The sequence below is a fragment of the Candidatus Sysuiplasma acidicola genome (assembly GCA_019721035.1).
Lineage (GTDB): Archaea > Thermoplasmatota > Thermoplasmata > Sysuiplasmatales > Sysuiplasmataceae > Sysuiplasma > Sysuiplasma acidicola.
On the sequence record JAHEAA010000017.1, the window covers coordinates 1 to 17578 of the forward strand.

16 protein-coding genes are annotated in these 17578 nt (G+C 50.8%); 12 read left to right on the plus strand and 4 right to left on the minus strand.

Annotation, left to right across the window (positions count from 1 at the left end; translation table 11 throughout):
* The 3 genes from KIS30_07955 to KIS30_07965 form a co-directional block, all read left to right on the plus strand.
* A partial coding sequence (locus tag KIS30_07955) for a transposase (GenBank protein ID MBX8646672.1) occupies positions 1-334 on the plus strand: 334 nt, incomplete at its 5' end.
* Positions 331-1245: an IS3 family transposase gene (locus tag KIS30_07960; protein MBX8646673.1), complete on the plus strand. Its 915-nt coding sequence runs from the start codon at positions 331-333 to the stop codon at positions 1243-1245. The genes KIS30_07955 and KIS30_07960, both read left to right, overlap by 4 nt.
* Before the next feature lie 431 nt (positions 1246-1676).
* A complete protein-coding gene (locus KIS30_07965; GenBank protein ID MBX8646674.1) occupies positions 1677-2744 on the plus strand; it encodes a glucose-1-phosphate thymidylyltransferase in 1068 nt (355 codons plus the stop codon).
* Positions 2745-2764: 20 nt separating this feature from the next.
* Here KIS30_07965 and KIS30_07970 read toward each other — a convergent pair whose 3' ends face one another.
* Positions 2765-3961 carry an MFS transporter gene (locus tag KIS30_07970; GenBank protein ID MBX8646675.1) on the minus strand — a complete coding sequence of 399 codons (1197 nt, stop codon included), beginning with the start codon at positions 3959-3961 and terminating at the stop codon, positions 2765-2767.
* A 435-nt stretch (positions 3962-4396) separates the two neighbouring features.
* Here KIS30_07970 and KIS30_07975 point away from each other — a divergent pair, with 435 nt between their 5' ends.
* Both KIS30_07975 and KIS30_07980 read left to right on the plus strand, forming a co-directional pair.
* Positions 4397-5908, plus strand: a complete 1512-nt coding sequence (locus tag KIS30_07975) for an oligosaccharide flippase family protein (GenBank protein ID MBX8646676.1) — start codon at positions 4397-4399, stop codon at positions 5906-5908.
* Positions 5909-6151: 243 nt separating this feature from the next.
* Positions 6152-7258 carry a saccharopine dehydrogenase NADP-binding domain-containing protein gene (locus KIS30_07980; GenBank protein MBX8646677.1) on the plus strand — a complete coding sequence of 369 codons (1107 nt, stop codon included), beginning with the start codon at positions 6152-6154 and terminating at the stop codon, positions 7256-7258.
* 75 nt (positions 7259-7333) lie between these two features.
* Here the strand turns inward: KIS30_07980 and KIS30_07985 are convergent, their stop codons facing one another.
* The 3 genes from KIS30_07985 to KIS30_07995 are packed head-to-tail and all read right to left on the minus strand — an operon-like array spanning position 7334 to position 10160.
* Positions 7334-8125 (minus strand): ABC transporter ATP-binding protein, encoded by a 792-nt coding sequence (locus tag KIS30_07985; GenBank protein MBX8646678.1) that lies wholly within the window; start codon positions 8123-8125, stop codon positions 7334-7336.
* Positions 8115-9185 (minus strand): iron chelate uptake ABC transporter family permease subunit, encoded by a 1071-nt coding sequence (locus tag KIS30_07990; GenBank protein ID MBX8646679.1) that lies wholly within the window; start codon positions 9183-9185, stop codon positions 8115-8117. The genes KIS30_07985 and KIS30_07990 overlap by 11 nt, the downstream gene beginning before the upstream one ends.
* Positions 9186-9191: 6 nt before the next feature.
* Positions 9192-10160 (minus strand): ABC transporter substrate-binding protein, encoded by a 969-nt coding sequence (locus KIS30_07995; protein MBX8646680.1) that lies wholly within the window; start codon positions 10158-10160, stop codon positions 9192-9194.
* Between the two features lie 332 nt (positions 10161-10492).
* Between KIS30_07995 and KIS30_08000 the strand changes: the two genes are divergently transcribed.
* From KIS30_08000 to KIS30_08030, 7 genes are all read left to right on the plus strand, one after another.
* Positions 10493-10999, plus strand: a complete 507-nt coding sequence (locus tag KIS30_08000) for a GNAT family N-acetyltransferase (GenBank protein ID MBX8646681.1) — start codon at positions 10493-10495, stop codon at positions 10997-10999.
* Between the two features lie 24 nt (positions 11000-11023).
* Entirely contained in the window at positions 11024-12391 is a 1368-nt protein-coding gene (locus KIS30_08005) for a hypothetical protein (GenBank protein ID MBX8646682.1), read from the plus strand.
* A complete protein-coding gene (locus KIS30_08010) occupies positions 12388-13263 on the plus strand; it encodes a hypothetical protein (GenBank protein ID MBX8646683.1) in 876 nt (291 codons plus the stop codon). Before KIS30_08005 ends, KIS30_08010 begins: the two co-directional genes overlap by 4 nt.
* Positions 13264-13393: 130 nt before the next feature.
* Complete coding sequence (locus KIS30_08015; GenBank protein ID MBX8646684.1) at positions 13394-14371, plus strand: NADH-quinone oxidoreductase subunit H; 978 nt, start codon at positions 13394-13396, stop codon at positions 14369-14371.
* Positions 14368-14988 (plus strand): hypothetical protein, encoded by a 621-nt coding sequence (locus KIS30_08020; GenBank protein MBX8646685.1) that lies wholly within the window; start codon positions 14368-14370, stop codon positions 14986-14988. The genes KIS30_08015 and KIS30_08020 overlap by 4 nt, the downstream gene beginning before the upstream one ends.
* Entirely contained in the window at positions 14985-16340 is a 1356-nt protein-coding gene (locus tag KIS30_08025; GenBank protein MBX8646686.1) for a hydrogenase 4 subunit F, read from the plus strand. Before KIS30_08020 ends, KIS30_08025 begins: the two co-directional genes overlap by 4 nt.
* Positions 16333-17547 (plus strand): formate hydrogenlyase, encoded by a 1215-nt coding sequence (locus KIS30_08030; GenBank protein ID MBX8646687.1) that lies wholly within the window; start codon positions 16333-16335, stop codon positions 17545-17547. Before KIS30_08025 ends, KIS30_08030 begins: the two co-directional genes overlap by 8 nt.
* Positions 17548-17578: the final 31 nt, after the last annotated feature.

The window sequence follows — 17578 nt, forward strand, 5'->3', positions numbered from 1 at the left end:
AGGGTGGTCCGGAGGGAGAACAGTGACTGCGACTTCGAGAAGGAGATGGCAGCCGGAGGAGAAGCTTGCCATAATCAAGGAGATACAGGAAAAGGGTGCCGTGGTGGAGACGTGCAGGAAGTACACCGTCGATCCTACAATGTATTACAAGTGGAAGGAAAACTACGACACATTCGGCATAGACGGCCTCAGGTCATACGCCAGGAGAATGGAACCGGGTGTCAGGAAGCTGATGAAGGAAAACTCCAGGCTGAAGAAGCTCCTTGCTGAAAAGGAGCTCGCCAACGAGATGCTGAGCGAGGCATTAAAAAAAAGGAAGGTGACGAAACAATGAGCGTACTGGCGGCCGGATACATCGCGAAGGGTGTTCCCGTGACGGATGCGCTGAACATGCTGCACATTCCGAGGAGCAGCTTCTATTCGACGCCTTCCACATCGCCTTCGAGGGCAGGCAGGGCTGACTCCATGCACACGATGAGGAGGAATGGGTGTGAAACACTGTATCTGACCAACGGTGAGGTGGTTGAGGAGATGAGGGCAGTGCTCTCACAGGAGTTCGTGTGCTATGGCTACAAAAAGGTGACGAAGCAGCTGCAGCGTGAGGGCTTCGTGATAAACAGGAAGAAAGTCCGCAGGCTGATGGCTGAGAACCGTCTGCTCAATCATTCGTACAACAGACGCAGCCCCGTCAGCAGAGTGGTGGAATCCAAAGTCATTGTCAGCGCACCGAACCAGGTCTGGGAGACGGACATAAAGTATGTCTGGATTGCCGGCGAGGAGAGGAACGCATACTTCCTCGGTTTCATCGATTGTTTCACCAGGGAAGCGGTGAAGCACTATTTTGGACTCCAGTGCAGGGGAGACGACGTCAGGGAGGCAATGATGCGGGCATTCCACGAGAGGGGAATTGGCAGTATCGGCAATGTCAGGATCAGGAATGACAACGGTACGCAGCTCGTCTGCAGGACCGTGGAGGAGTTTCTCTCAATGATGAACATCGGTCATGAGCGCATCCATCCACACACACCGAAAGAGGATGCCCACATAGAGTCGTTCAACTCAATCCTGGAGAGGGAAGTCATCAGAAGGTTTGAGTTCGAGAGCTTCGGCGACGCCGAAGCAACGATCAACAGGTTTGTGGGGTTCTACAACGGCAGACGATTGCACTCTGCAATCGGTTACTGCACACCAAGAGAGGCATATGAAAAATGGAAAGGAATTTCTATGAAGGAGGCATTGAGTTGAATAAGACAATCTTGTCCAGAATTAGGGGACCAAACCAATACATCGGGCAAGTTGCTGTTTACCAACAGCTCTATTGCACAGACGATGGTTTTCAAACTGCCCAATAGTACCTATGCATGGAAGGCGAATCCGGTTCCTGGATATGTGATCACACTCTTCCCAAGCGGGCATTTATACATCAACGGCAGCAAAATGAATAACCCGAACGTCATTGGCTACGGTGTTGGCATTTATTTCTCCAGGCAATCTCCACCTTCTTTCTGGAATTGGACAACTGAACTGGCATTTGGTTTGACTATTAGCGGAGTTTTGAGCTCGGTTGCCTACATTATGGTTTCCCGCAGGAAAAAATAGGTTTCAAAGAATATCGAGAGACAGCAATCGCAACGTGCATAGGAGTATTTTTTAAAGACAACCGCGTTTTGCAACCGATGAAAGGTGTCCTTCTACACGGCGGAAGCGGAACGAGACTGAGACCCATAACACACACAGAAGTGAAACAACTTCTCCCCGTCGCGGGCAAGCCCGTCAGCCAGTATGCGCTCGAAGACATGATCTCACTGGGAATCAAAGAGATAAACATCATTGTCGGCAGCGTCGGTGCCGCGGCCGTCAGAGATTACTACGGCGACGGCTCGAAATGGCATGTGTCCATAACTTACACACATCAGCCGGAGCCGCTAGGCATAGCCCATGCAGTCGGCCTGACACGTGAGTTTGTTGGCAGCGATTCGTTCGTTGTTTACCTTGGCGACAACATACTGCACAGCGGTCTGACCAAACTGAAGGATTCGTTCGAATCTGGAGGTTTCGACGCACTGGTCGCACTGTGCAGAGTGAGCAGACCAGAAAGTTACGGCATCGCTGAACTTGAAGGCGGAAAGCTGGTCAGACTCGTGGAAAAACCGAAGAATCCGAAGACAAACCTCGCACTGGTCGGCGTCTATTTCTTCAGGAGCTCCATTTTCGAAATGATAAAAAAGCTGAAACCGTCAAAAAGGGGCGAACTCGAAATAACAGAGGCAATTCAGGCGCTGATAGAGAGCGGTCACTCCGTGGGCTATCATGAAATCAAGGGATGGTGGAAAGATACGGGAACCATGGAGGAAATACTGGATGCCAACAGACTTGTGCTTGACGACATGGAAAGGCAAGTGGCAGAGAGCATTCCGTCACAGCACATCATTGGCAGAGTCAGGATCATGGAAGATTCGACAGTGGACGGGAAATCAGTCATCAAGGGACCGTGCCACATAGGCCGCGGAACAAGAGTAAAATCATCGATTATAGGGCCAAATACGAGTATCGGCAACGATTGCGTTGTCGAGGGAGTGGAGATCGAAGACTCTATTGTTATGGACGGATGCGTAATTGACGGGAAGGGGGAGATGAGACTGTATGAGAGCATCATCGGCACATCATGCACGATTACAAAAAATGACGGCCTGAAGAAGGCTTCGAAGATGATCGTCGGCAGGGATTCCAACATAACATTGTGACTGTAAGCAGCAGGTCGCAGCTACGATTTGTCCCTGAAGAAGAGAAAATACAGTACAGGGTCAAACGCAGAAATGACTCCGGCGGACGCAAAGGCGAGGACGGAGACACCTATTGCGAACAGCACACCGCTCAGACTTGCCGCAATACCGAAGGGAATCCTCCTTGCAATGCCTGTTATACCGGCACCCCTGGCACGTTCAGCAGGATCGAACAGTTGCATTGAGAAACTCTGTCTGAGTGGAATGGTCATGCTGTACATGCCGGTTCTGACGATAAACAGCAGAGCGGCCGCAGGGATGGAGCCGGAGAACGGTATGGCTATGAGCAGAATGGAACTCAATCCACGAAAAGCCGCAATGCCCTTTATTCTGCCCATAATGTTTTCCACCCTGGAAGCCAGAAGAACAGAGAGTGCGGTAACCAGATACGACAGCGAATAGATGAGAGATATTTCGCCGTTTGTGGCGTGCATAATATCACTGAACCAGACGGGGATGAATGGCATAATCATGCCGAGACCTGCACTTCCGAATAATCCCGACAGTGCAATGCGGCTTATGCCATAGCTTGATTTGACAGGTGCCACGGAAGAACCTTTTTCGGCGGGAGCATCCCTGAACTTCATCACGACAACAAACAGGAGACTCACAAGCGACGAAACAAGCCCCGTCAGAAAGAGTGCCGTGAAATAAACCGAACGACTGAGAAACGCAGACAGAAATGCGGAGAAAAGGGAACCTGACAGAGCGGAAATTACCGCAGCTGACATGAGGAAACTGAACGCCCCCGTTCTTGTTCCCGGAGCAGTCATGTCGGCCAGGAGCGATGTCTGCAGCGGTGCTATCGGCCCGCCACCAGAGCCGCCGCCTATTCCGCCGGTGAAACTCACGCCAAGCAGCGATGTAATGAATATTCCCACTATACTGTGCACGAGGAGCAGGAGGAGCATCATGGCCGGAAACAGCAGGGAGAGCAGCATGAGCATGCGCTTCCTGCCGTAGAAATCACCCAGGAAACCGCTGACGGTGGAGAGAGAAGCGCTTGCAATGGTGGCAACGAGTGCATAGGCACCCATCTCGATATAAGACATGCCGATAAAACGCAGATACAGAGGCAATACGAAACTGATGTAACCGAAGGCGAAGCTCCTGAATATCCTGTATCCGAGCAGCAACCTGACAAATCGCCTGTTGAACGGCTCTTCCTGGACTGTCACGCATAGAGCACAAGAGCTATTGTCTATAAAGATCGCGAATGACTGTGGATTCATTCTCAGGCTGAATGAGCAAGCACACTGAATTGTCAATTGAGGGGATGCGTGGCAGTAAGTCAGTCACGAATCAATGCGTGCGTGGAATATTTTTCTGCCACCCTGCTGAAGCCGAATCCTGTGGCTGCAGGACGAAGGACGGAAGGCGGGGCAAGATGAATTGTGATGCAGACGGAACCGACAGTATTTTGATCGTGGAGCGATTTCGGCATTACATGAGAGCATCCGCAATCAAATTATCCAAGCAGGCAATTAAGTGAGGGCATCAATGACCGCTGGTAAGAGGAAAGTTGAGACAACGGAAGTTTACCACTCTGAACGTCGCATGTTCACTGTCGCATCCGCATTTTTCGCAAGTCTTACTGTCAACGGGTGAACTATTTGAGCACACTGAGGGATGGAGAGACACTTGGCAGAGGCATTGCGTTTCAGTATGCCTACTTTGCCACACTGACACTTTCCGGCGCTGCATTTTACCTGTATGTCATCCACATCTTTCCGCCGAGTCTGGTCGGCTCGGTTGCGCTTCTCATTGCAATACTCTCCCTGTTCCCCATAACATTTTCATTTGGCCTGCAGTATGGCTGGCAGCACTTCACATCGTATGAGATCGGCACAGGGAACTCCGATGGTGTTGGCAGCATTGCACGTAAAGCAGTCAGGATTGGCGTCATTCTCTCAATAATATCCGTGGCAACCCTGATTGTTACAGCCCATGCAATTTCATTCCTCTTCTTTCACTCATACGCTTATGTAAATCTGGTCTACATGCTCGCTCTGGATATTCCATCTGCGATTATGATATCGTTTCTGAACAGCATAATGCTCGGGCTGCAGAATTTCAGGAAATCGGGCATAATTGGAATGACTTATGTTGTGGTGGTTTATGCCATATCTATTGCGGCCCTGCACATTACACATTCCATCTATTCGATACCGGTTGGCTGGGGAGCGGGGTATTTCATTGGTGTTATGCTCTTCTATATGGATATCAGGGGGAGGACCAGGTCAATTTCAAAAACCAAATTTGAGCTGAGACCCATCTTTTCCTATTCCCTTCCGCTCTACATTACAGGCATATTGAGTTATGGTGCTGCATACATAGACAGACTGACAGTCGCCTACCTGAAAGATCTTGCGTCTATAGGCGTTTACAATCTTGCTCTTCTCATTGCCTCTGGCACTTCGATTCTGAGTTCCCCGCTTGGCGGCATCATATTTTCCAAATTCTCAGAATTCCACGGCAGGAAGGACAGCGAAATGATAAGGGAGGGAGTGCGCATATCGGCCAACGCAGCAGCCATACTATATGTGCCAGCCGCTCTCGGCATTTCTGCAATATCAGTTCCTGTGATAGAGCTCCTTGCGGGAAACGGGTATGTGCAGGGCGCGCTGCCGTTGTCCATAATTCTGACTATCAATGCTGTATTCATCATCGGAGGGCCGATAGGCAATGCCATGCAGGGAACCAGGAAAACACATGTTTTCATAATTTCGACAGGGCTTGCACTCCTTTCAAATTTGATTCTTTCATTCACGCTGATACCAGCACTGTCGCTGGTCGGCGCCGCCATCGCATATTCGTCAACGGGTGTAGTCAGCTTTGCAGTAATTTATGCGTTTGCGAAGGAAGCTGGGCTGGTGAGACTCGATGCGCGATTCCTTTCAAGGCTCTGGCTGTCAGCAGGCGTCATGGCGCTGGCGGTATTTCTCATTGCATCTGTGACAAAATATCAGCTCTTACTTCTTCCGATCTATGTGATTGTCGGATTTGCTGTTTACGTTGCAATGATTCATATCACATCCGCACTGAGAGCGGAAGACAAGTCACTTATAGCATCCCTTATACCGAAAAGGCTGAAGATACTCAGAAAGTTCGTACTTCTGCTGTGAAGTGTCTCCATGAAATTCAAACAGCGTCCAGGAAAAGAGATTTGATTCTACGGTATATGGAAATTGTCCGAGTTCGGATCGCCCTAGCATGCAAGTTACGGAAGACGGCCGCTGTTCCGTAAGCCATAAATATCGACTGATGCAGGGGGTATCCGAAGTCGACTGAAAACAGAACGACGCAGAAGGAAACAGTGTGGTGAAACTTTGGACGTTTTATTGATCGGGACGGGAGGAGCCGGGACTGTGATTGCCAGACATCTGGCGTCCAGCTCCAGCGTTGACAGTTTGATCGTGGCAGATTTAAACCATGCCCGGGCGAAAAGCGTCGCCAGAGAATCTGGAAGAAAGACAGAGGCAATAAAACTCGATGCCGGAAAGAGCAGAGAGGTTTCGCAGGCGCTGCGCGGAAAAGGCATGGTCATCAATGCATCGCTGCCCAGATACAACGATATCATAATGAGGGCCGCACTGGCGGCCGGCGCGAAGTACGTCGACCTTGCGCTGCAGGATCCGGAGGGGCAATACTCGGCTGACGATACCTGGAGGAAAAAAGGGAATACTGCCGTGATAGGACTCGGGGAAGATCCGGGCATGAGCAACGTGTTCGCAATGTACGCGGCGAACAGGATGGATCGCGTAAAATCCGTCAGAATCAGGGACGGGGAGACAGCGTTCAGTTCCAGGCACAGTTTTGTATGCCTTTTCTCGCCTGCCACATTTCTGACCGAAACGCTTGAAGTGCCTGTGGTATTCAGGAACGGCAGACTGAAGCTTATCGAAAAATTCAGCGACAGGGAGATGTGTGATTTTCCCGGCGGCCTGGGCAAACTCCCGGTCTACAGCGTAAGGCACGAAGAAGTCTACAGCCTTCCGAAAAGCATTGGCAAGGGGATAAGGGATGCCGATTTCAAACTTGCTCTTACAGATGACACGATGAAGTATCTGGAAGTGCTGAACACACTGGGATTGCTGTCCGAAAAGAAGATTGCTGTCAACGGAACGAAATTAAAGCCCGTGGACCTTACGCTCAAACTCATGCCGCAGCCTTCGCAACTCGGAGGGGACGTAACAGGCAGGTCGACAATACTTGTCGATGTTGAAGGTAGCGTAAAGGGCAGGAAAAGGAGCCACAGACTCTACGCTACGATGGATCACGAAGAATGCTATGCGAAGTATGGAGTTACGGCAACGTCATACCTCACGGGCACTGGAGCTGCCGCAGGAGCACTGATGATGATGGAAGACGAAACCATAAAAGCGGGCATCCATCCGCCGGAGCACCTCAACCCGGACGCATACCTGGAAAGGCTTGCTTCACTAGGCATCAGAGTCGTTCAGGAAGTGAACTGAAGCGACCGCCGTGCAGCGGTGAAACCTGTCTAAAAGAAGCTCAGGAACGATGCAGCTGACGCATTGGGTGCTCGCTCACAGGGATGCCTCCGCAGTCCCGTTTGAAGCGGCTGTGAGGCGTTTTGGATTGATGCCTGCGGCGGCGAATCTCCTGCCCTCCGGCGACTCATATGATATGAAATCCACTCCGAACACGTTTCTCAGTGTTTCCGGCAGAAACACGGATTCCGGGGCACCCTCGGCCGCTACCTTCCCATCCTTGAGAAAGATGACATTGTCGCAGAGTCTGTACAGCAAGTTGATGTCATGTAGTATAACGACCACGGTTTTGCCCCGGGATTTCAAATCGGCAATGAGGGACTGCACAAATGCGTCTTTATCCACATCAAGGAAGGTCGTCGGCTCATCCATCAGCAGCACTTCGGAATCCTGAAAGAGCGCGCCGGCAATCATGACAAGCCTCTTCTCGCCTCCGCTCAGGCTGTTGAAGTCCCTGTGGGCCAGATGCGCAATACGGCACGTTTCCAGCACACTGGTCAGTCCGGTTTTCGTATAACCGTTTGAATAACCGAACACTGAAATCACATCCGCGGTGGAGAAATTGATGGGCTCCGGCGCCTCCTGCCTGACTATTGCCATTTTGCGGGACAGTTCGTGCTCCGAATAAGAGCGGATGTCCCTGCCGTCTATCAATATGCTTCCGGACTCCGGCCTGTTGTAGCCGTAAAGCAGATTGAGAAGCGTTGACTTGCCCGAGCCGTTCTTCCCGCCAATGCCGTTTATCTTTCCCGCCTGGATGGAGAAGGTGACGTCACTGAGACGAAAACTGCCGGCAGAGTGACACAAACCCCTGACTTCAATTTTCATATGCACCACTCGAAAGTTTACCGAGCATGTAGATGAAGAAGGGAACGCCAATCATGCCTGTGATGATGCCGATGGGTATCACCTTTCCAGGAATCGCCATCCTTGCAATATCATCTGCAAGAACGAGAAAGATTGCACCGAGTATGGCGGAGGAAGGCAGCACATATCTGTTGGACCCGCCGTAAAGCAGCCTGGACATATGCGGCATGATGAGACCGACGAATCCAATGAGTCCGCTGATAGAGACAGAGGCAGAAACACTCAGAGCCACGAGTGCGATGAGCATCCTCTTTGTCCGCTCCACCCTGATACCGACAGAGTGGGCGTAAGCCCCTCCTAGCTGCAATGCATTGAGTTCCCTGGAATAGAGAGACATGATGAACATGGCAGGCAGCACTGTAAACGCGACAGGCAGCAGTTCCTGCCATGTGATGCCCTGAAGTGAGCCCAGCAGCCAGAAGAATGCGGAACTCTGGAGCTCGATATTGGAATAAATCATCAGCGCAACGACAGATGAAGTGAAAAATGATATGGAGACGCCCATGAGCAGCAGATATGTTGCAGGCACACGCCCATGCCTGTGCGAAAGCGCGTAGACGAGAAAAACAGTCAGGAGTGCGAAGCAGAATGCGAGCATCTGAACGGAGTAGGGCCCGAATATGGTGATGCCGAAGACTATGGCTCCGACTGCACCAAGCGCGGCTCCGCTGGATAGACCTATCACATACGGTTCGGTAATGGGATTCTTGAAAATGCTCTGAACAACGGCTCCGCCCATGCCCAGCGATGCACCCACAACAACACCGCCGAGAATCTCCGGCTCCCTGATGTAGAATACGATTTCAAAATACACCGGCCTGATGGTGAAATGCTGAATGCCGCCAAGGACGGGGATTTGTCTGAAGAGTATTTCCATCACTGTTGCAAATGGAATGGATACCGGTCCGATGAAGAACGACGCGATGCTGAGTGCCGTCAGAGCTGCGAATGAGAGAAAGAGCATCATCAGTTTCGGCGATTGTGCTTTCTGTTCAACCCGATCGCTGATTTCACCTGCCATGAGACGTCAACCTGGAGGGGCAGGCGAGTATTTCAGATGCAGTGGAAAATTCGGAAGGACGAGAGGACTCGACGGATACATCGTGTTGATGAGCCATTGTATGGCATAGACGACTCTGAAATCCGGTTCGTTGAAGAAGTTGTCATTGAATATCATGTAGACCTTGCCGTTAAGCACTGCCTGTGTTTCGTTGAACGGCGTTTGATTCACAGCTGAGAACGGGACATACTGATCGAGCAGAATCGACTGCGGATTGTCATTCGCTATCAGTTCGCCGGGCATTGTGTAATAACCGCTCGCATTCGCTATGTTACGCAGATGAGAAACCTGGAAAAGGTTGTTTATAAAAGTGTTATTGCCGGCTGTCCAGTAACCGCCATAATTGCTCAGATAATAGAATACAGAGAGTTCCGAGCTGTTCTGTATACCCGATGTGGCAAGTGAGGCAGCACTGATGGAGGCGTTCATCCAGCTGTTGATCAGAGAAGCATTTGCGGCTGTTCCGGTGATCTTGCCGAGTATCGTATTCTGACTTTCAATCTGAGCAAGGCTGCCGGGATCCAGGAAGATGTATGCTATGTTGGCAGAAAGCAGCTGACTGATTTCGGATTGCGGATAATCGGAAAAGGCTATGACAGCCTGCGGTGAGAGGTTGAGTATCTGTTCCACATTCATTGTCGGGTAGTCACCCACAACAGGAAGCGTTGAATTTGGAGGGTACTGTGAGTAGTAGTCCACACCTACGAGATCTGAGTATGCGCCGAGAGCGTAAAACGTTGCAGTGGCCGCCGGGTCAAGGGACACTATACGGGTAAGCGGCTTCTGGAATGTGTACGTTCTGTTCTGACCGTCGGTTATTGTGATCGGTCCCTGCGAGATGTGAGTCCTGGCCCTGCTGTAGCCGAAGGCAAATACGCCAGCGGAAAGTACCAGCACCACAAGCACTACTGAGATTATCTTCATCCTGTTGTCCATGAATCCACCTGCTTTTCAATCCAGCCACCCCGTTCCCCGGCCAGCATATACACTGGGGACAGTGATGCAATCCAGCGATCATCTGGCATGTGATCAAGCATATCGCGTCTGCCCGTAGCGTATTCGAATCAAAGGCAACCGGGGTCCGGTTGGATATATCATCCAACAGAATATAGTTTGATATTTAAACATATGCTGGAGGTCTGTGCCGGACATGTACGTAACAGATGCTCAGTAATGTCCGAAGTCATGTTCAATTACGTGAAAAGAATTTTATTTGCTCCCCGTCTAACTGCCTGCTGTCACTGGTAAAAGGAGGAAATGATGCAGCCTTGAAAGAGCCTGAAACGGTAGTCTTCAAAAGACTGGAACCGGAATATGTGGATGAATCTGCTGACATCATGGCTGAAGCGCTGCGTGACAGCTACATCACTCATGTCGAAATACAGATGGGTATAGCATCGGGCCCTGATACGCCTTCGCCCGATGCCGCGAAAATAATCAGGAGCCAGCTTGCAGATCTACTTTCTGATGAGAATGCCTGCGTCATGATCGCACTCGATGGAGGCAAACTGGCCGGCATCGGAATAGGATGTATTGAGGAGGAATATGGCAACAGGTACGGTGATTTCTGGGATGTCGTAGTAAAACCGGAATCTGGCGGGAAGGGAATAGGGAGCAGACTGATAGAGATGATACACTCGTTCTTCCGGGAAAGAGGTGTGAAGGCAATATACCTCGACGTCAATCCGAACAACAGCAGGGCAATTTCGCTGTATGGCCGCCTGGGATACGAAACCGTTACGCATGTCATGAGAAAGGAGTTGCAGCCCCGTTAAGGGAAGCGCCGGAGGCAATGATACATGGAAAGTCCCCGCGGCAGCGAATCAGTTCCGGGCCTGCGTATGATATGCTCTATGTTCGTGTTCGATGCAAAGGATACAAAGACCGGAGCCGAACTCGGCAGGTCAGCTGAAAATGCCGCTGGAATTTCGGCATATTTCACAGAGCACAGGGATAAGATCAGTGTGCCGCCTGTGCTGCCTTACTTCATATATTCAGAGAAGCTCAACTACAAGCCTGAATTCATCAGGAACAGCACCGCATTCTGGGCTGCACTGCCGGACGTGTCGGTCGAATACCCGGAACTGAGTAAAGAAAAGCATCACGCCGACGTCGTGCTTCACGGATATACGATGGGAATGGTAGTGGCATACATCATGTTTCCGGCTCCGCTTTCAGCAGAGGGTGCCGATGAAGTGATTTCAGCAGAGATGGGCGGCGTTCAGGCGCATTTTTCATGGCGTGGTTGTGCAGGCACAAGCGTTGACGAATTCGCCGGCGAGCTGCTTGCGTTCCTTTTCGGCAAGACGGGTCTGGTATCGTCGTCGTTCAGCATATACTACGTTTCACTGAACGGCAGGAGCATCGAGGAGATGAAGGCCGACCCGGGTGCCATGTACGGCATCATAGATGCCGACTGGTCTTTCAGGAAGGTGAAGCCGGAAATAGCGGCGAGGGTGGTCGGAAACGACGTTTCAATGGTGGATGGGATCGCACTCTACTTTATGAAGGAAAGAGCCCTAGTGTTCTACGGCGGCAAACCGTCTGAATACATAGAGGGCATTACCGGTTATTGCACCGGGGAGTTCGCCGGAGTACTTCAGCATCTCTGCGATGAGGAAAATCTTGCAGCCGATTTTTCAGAAGGAGCCATCGACAGATATGCACCGTTCGTTGATTATGCTGTGGAACTCGACACACTGAGAGTGCAGGAAGCGCTGCTGAGAAAGTACAACGATATGCTGAAGGTTGGCCACAAGTACAGAAAGGAAATGATAACCATTAAAAATTCGGTTTCGTCGGGTATGGACATCTATTATGCGATAAACTCAGCAACGATTGAGGGAGTAAGATATGCCATAGAGTCGGCAAAGAGGGAAATGAGAATTGACGACTCCCTTTCCCTTGTCTACAAGAAAATGGAGCTCGTTGCAGACTCTCTTGCAACCAGGTACGATATTGAAAACAACACCTGGAATTCTGTGTTTGCAATGCTGGTTGCCATCTTCGGATTTGGGACGCTCATTGCCGCGTTTGTCTTTCATTTTCTGCCCGGCCTGCCTGTTGCCTATTCCCTGACCATTGTGTTCAGTCTTACTGCAATTATCACAGTAATTGTTGTGATAATTGCCAGGGTTAATATCGAAAACAGGACGAGAGGCACGTGAAGACACGCATCTCCTATGTCGGCATAGCCCTGATCAGCAGCGTGCTCTACGCGGTGTGGGCTTCGCTGGCATTTCTGGCAGTTCGGCTAGGCGCCAATGTCTTTGTTGCAGGAACAGTCATTTTTGTCTCCGCCCTGCTTGTGTCAATTGTTTACAAGGCCCTGGGGCATGAAAAACTGAATATTCGGGGACTGAAATTCGGCGCCATAGCCGGTACGCTTTTCTTTGTGGGAAATGCTGCATTCTTCTACGCTCTGGGAGTTCAGGACATGAGTTCGGCATATCCGTTCATTCCGGCATCGATACTCGTCTATTTCGCACTTTCCTACAAGACATTCGGAAGAAAGGACGGCAGGAACTCGATTGTAGGGTTCGGCGTGGCTGTTTCCGCATCGGGTCTGGTTATTGGAGAGATAACAGGGGCGCATCTGAATGACATCAACGGGAGTTCGTTCGCGGCAGGGCTGATAATACTGTTTTTTTACGGCGTAGCCGGGTATTTCGTCACCGTGGGATCTGACCACGGTGTCTCCTCGGTCGCACTCTCCACGATGGCAGTGGAGTCCATCCTGTTCTTTCTTTCGGCGGTGTTCATTCATCCTGGATTTCACATCGGCACGGTGCCTGTTCTCATATCTATTGCGGGCGGCATATCCATCGGAGTGGCGTTCATAATTGAAACTGTGATATTCAATAAGCTGCTAACGGATGGATCGGAACCGCTTGCGGGAATTAATCTGATTTATATCGTATCCAACGGCGACGCAATCTTTGTGATGCTGCTCGCTATTGTTCTCAACACATACACCGTGTTCAGCATAATCGGTCTTTCGCTCGTGTATGTGGGCATAGTGCTCCTGCAAAAGACGTGATGCCTCGTACCCCATTAATGACCAGTATAGACTGCGTCCGTCGAAAACAGAGATCAAAACGCTTTAATACAGGATCGAGATGACTTATTTCGGCTATGACGTTAGCCGTGTGCTACCCGGAACCGGGTTGATGACGTCTACTCATTGGAAAGGTGTCAGATTGTCATATCTCTGGGTAGAGACGGCCATACAGATAATCGGTGTTGTTATACTAGCTCCACTGGTGGAGGGAATCATAGCAAGGCTCAAAGCCGTCGTTGAGTGCCGGCATGGTCCAAGCATTTTCCAGCCTTACTTCGACCTGAGAAAATATCTGACAAAGGAGACTTTACTGAACACAGATTCCACGGCACTGTTCGATCTTGCTCCATATTTTGTCTTCAGCATATATCTGGTGATATCGTTCGTTATACCCGTAATTCTGCCGTTTCCAGTTGAGTTCAGCCCAATCGTCGATCTTCTCGGCGGCGGCCTGCTGTTCGTCCTGGCCGGAGTCATACAGATACTTGCAGCACTTGATGCAAGGAGTTCTTTCACGTCGCTGGGCGCCGGAAGGTCTGTGACATTTTCGGCGTATGCCGAGCCGACGCTGATAATGGTTTTCTTCGCAGTTGCGCTCATAAGCAACAGCAACAATCCATACCTTACTCATGACCTGATATCAGCCTCAATCAACAATTATCTGACGCTGCCGCACCTTCTTTCCAGCGTCGCATTCTTCATGCTCTTTCTCTTCGAGACAGGAAGATTGCCCACCGAAAGTTCCGGCCTGATGGAATTCGGAATGATTGATGAGGCACGACTCTACGAGTACTCCGGACGGCACATGTTCCTTCTGAAATACTCGTCATACATGAAACAGTATCTGCTTGGCTCCGTTCTCATCAACGTGTTCATATTCCCGTGGTTCCTTCAGACTGGACTGCTTGGTTCCCTTCTGGACATACCGATCATGCTCGGCAAGTGGATCGTCGTTGCAATAATCCTCGTCTTCCTTGAAGAGACGCTCGCGAAGCTCAGGCTCTTCAAGATACAGGATTACCTGACGCTTTCATTCGCACTCGCAGTGTTCTCTGTCATTACGTATTCGCTGGGTGGTCTGCTGTGATTAATCTGGAAATTGTGAATTTCATCGGCATACTGATGCTCATTTCAGCGCTTGCAGTGCAAATCCGCTCGTATGTGAGGCCGATGATCGATACGCTGATCATACAATCGATTCTGCTGGCAGGCATTGCAACATATCTGGGTATTGCCACTTCGAATCTTCTTCTGCTGCTCCTTGCCGCACTCATAGTGCTGTTGAGGGGTTTCCTGCTGACGTACGTCCTGGGGAGAAGGCTGCCGAGAAATCACAAGTTCATCAGGGAGTACTCGACAGGCACCGGCGTGGCGCTGTTGTACAGCGTCATAGTCTTCATAGCATCATTCATTGTGTACAGACTGGTATTTTATCCGGCGGTGGGCCATCCGGACGGGGCAATAGCCATCTCACTCATCACTCAGGGAATGCTGCTGATACTGACAAGACGTAACAGCTTTGCCCACTTCATCGGTTTCGTGGAGGAGGAGAACGGCATTGTTCTGATGAGCCTGAGCATAATCTCACTTCCGCTTGTCATTGAAATAAACATACTGCTCGACGTGCTGGCGCTGGTTGTGGCCGGCGCCGTGCTCATACATGAAAAAATAGAACATGTGCCCGTTCAGGAGCTGATGGGATGATTGATCTTCTCCCTGTCATTCTGCTCGTGATTCCAATCGCATTTTCGCTCAGCTATTTCCTGAAACATTTCAGGCCCATGCACGTTATTGCGGCATCGATGACTGTGGCAATCGCAGTCCTGCTCAATCTGTTTTCCATTTCCGAATCGTCGTTCTTCCTCGTGGACAGTCTCACAAGAGTCATACTGCTGACCGTGTCGATCATTTACCTGCTCTCCACGGTGTTCGGTCTAGGGTATCACAGCAGAATGGGCGGTTCCAAGAATCTCAGACTGCATATGTCGCTCATGGACCTGTTTGCGGCCAGCATGTTCTTCTCACTTATGGTGAACGACTTCGGTCTTCTGTGGATCGGAGTGGAAGCCACGACCGTATCCAGTGCATTGCTCCTTGTCATAGAAATGCAGCCGCTCGACGTTGAGGCAGCCTGGAGATATGTCATCATAGTTTCGGCCGGCCTTACGATAGGCCTCATTTCGGTCATCATGATTTACTTCAATTTCGGCACACTGACGATTTCACGGCTCATATCGGTCAGGCACACGGCTTCGGTAACGCTGGAAATAGCGGCCGCGACGGCGCTTGTAGGATACGGCACAAAGATCGGGCTCGTGCCAATGCATACATGGTTGCCCGACGCCCACAGCAGAGCGCCGTCCGAAGTGAGCGCCATGTTTTCCGGCGTCCTGCTGCCTGTCGCGGTTTATGCCCTTTACCGGGTGTATCAGGTCACATTCGACCCGAAAATGGAATATCTCTTCATCTTCTTCGGCGTTGCAACGGTTGTAATCGCTGCGTTCATACTGGCTTCGCAGCGCGATCTGAAAAGGATGTTTGCCTACTCCACGATGGAGAACATGGGCATAATGGTCATCGGATTCATCATCGGTGGCGCTGGTTTCGCTGGCGCTGTAATCCTCCTTGTTTCGCATGCATTCGGAAAGGCAGGGGCATTCTACTCGTCCGGCAACATACTCGAGAGCTACCAGACGAGATACATGCCGGATATTCACAACCTGAAGGAAAACATGCCATATACGACCGCTTCCCTGATGCTCTCCTCACTGAGCGTCACAGGCTCGCCTCCCTTCGGCACTTTCATAGGCGAATTTCTCATAATACTGGCACTCTTCATGGCAGGGTACTGGTTCATTGCAATCATCATTGTCATTTCAATAATCATTGCATTTGCGAGCGTCAACTTCAAGATCGCAGGCATGGTATTCTCCGGCTCCGAAGAGCGGAGAAGTGATGCGGGACGGTCGCAGAGGGCAGTTGCCATCATTGCAGCCCTGTTGTCGGCCATGGTCACCGTCTTTTTCTTCATCACCGGGGGTTATGTGATTGGATAAGGACAACCAGCTGTCTGCAGTGTTCAGAATAGACAACGTGCTTTACTGCGTGAAGGGCCGTTCGTCGACTGCGCTTGTCCGTTGCGACACAGCGGAACTGAAAGACTATGAAAACTATCCGTCGATTACGGGTGAATTTGAAAAGTCACCGTCGGACGGCAAGCTGTTCAACTTCAATCTTGGACCAGCATCCGGTGGAATACTTGAAAGTGTTAAACTGAATGTCTACACTGACGGCGAAAGAATTACGGGCATAGTGCCGGAAACACAATTCAAGAACAGGCACGTCCGGATGAAAGGCTCCGCACCGGACGACGCACTGCTCAAGACGGAGAGGATAAACGGAGCATATGCGGCAGGCTACGGAACGGCGTTCTGTCTTGCGGCGGAGGATATTTCGGGAGTCGATGTGGACTACGATGTTCAGCTCGTGAGGATGATCATGTCCGAGCTTGAAAGGATGGCCAACCACATTCAAGTCATCGGAAAGCTTTCCGAGGGAGCCTCCCAAAACGTTGCTACGTATCAGCTGTTTGCACTCGAAGAGAGGGTAAGAAGAATAATTTCCAAACATTTCGGGCACAGGTTCTTTTACGGCGTCAACGGCATCGGCGGCCTGGAAAGGGCGGTGGCGACAGACGGACTGAGCGCGGAGCTGGATCGTGTTATCGGCGAGCTGGCATCCATCTGGGATGCACTCACGTCGTCCAGAATGTTCCTGGACAGAATACAGACCACCTGCTATGCGAAGAAACCGTGGACGGTAGGCCCCGTTGCCAGGGCCGCCGACTTCAAATTCGACACGAGGACTTCTGGCTATCTGCCGTACAGCGACTTCGGCTTCGAAATATCCTCCGACGATACCGGTGACGTTCTTTCCAGAGCACTGGTGCGCCGATACGAGATAGACAGCTCCCGTTCAATGATCGGCGAAATATGCAAGAAAGTCAGGCGTGTCGGCAAAAAGACGCGAACGGTAAACGGATTTGATGGAAGAGCGGTGAAACGTGTTGAAACCCCGGGCGGCGACATGGTGATGTTCCTTGACATGAAGAATAATCTTGTCACCGGTTTCGACATCCGCTCTGCATCGACCGCCAACATGCCTGCATTCATGCAGGGAGCGGTGACAGGCATACTGACCGATTTCACCTTTGCATGGGAGAGCTTCGGCTTCTGGATATCTGAAATGGGGGGTTATCAGTGAACAACTGGTTTTTCAGAGGTCTGCTAAAGGG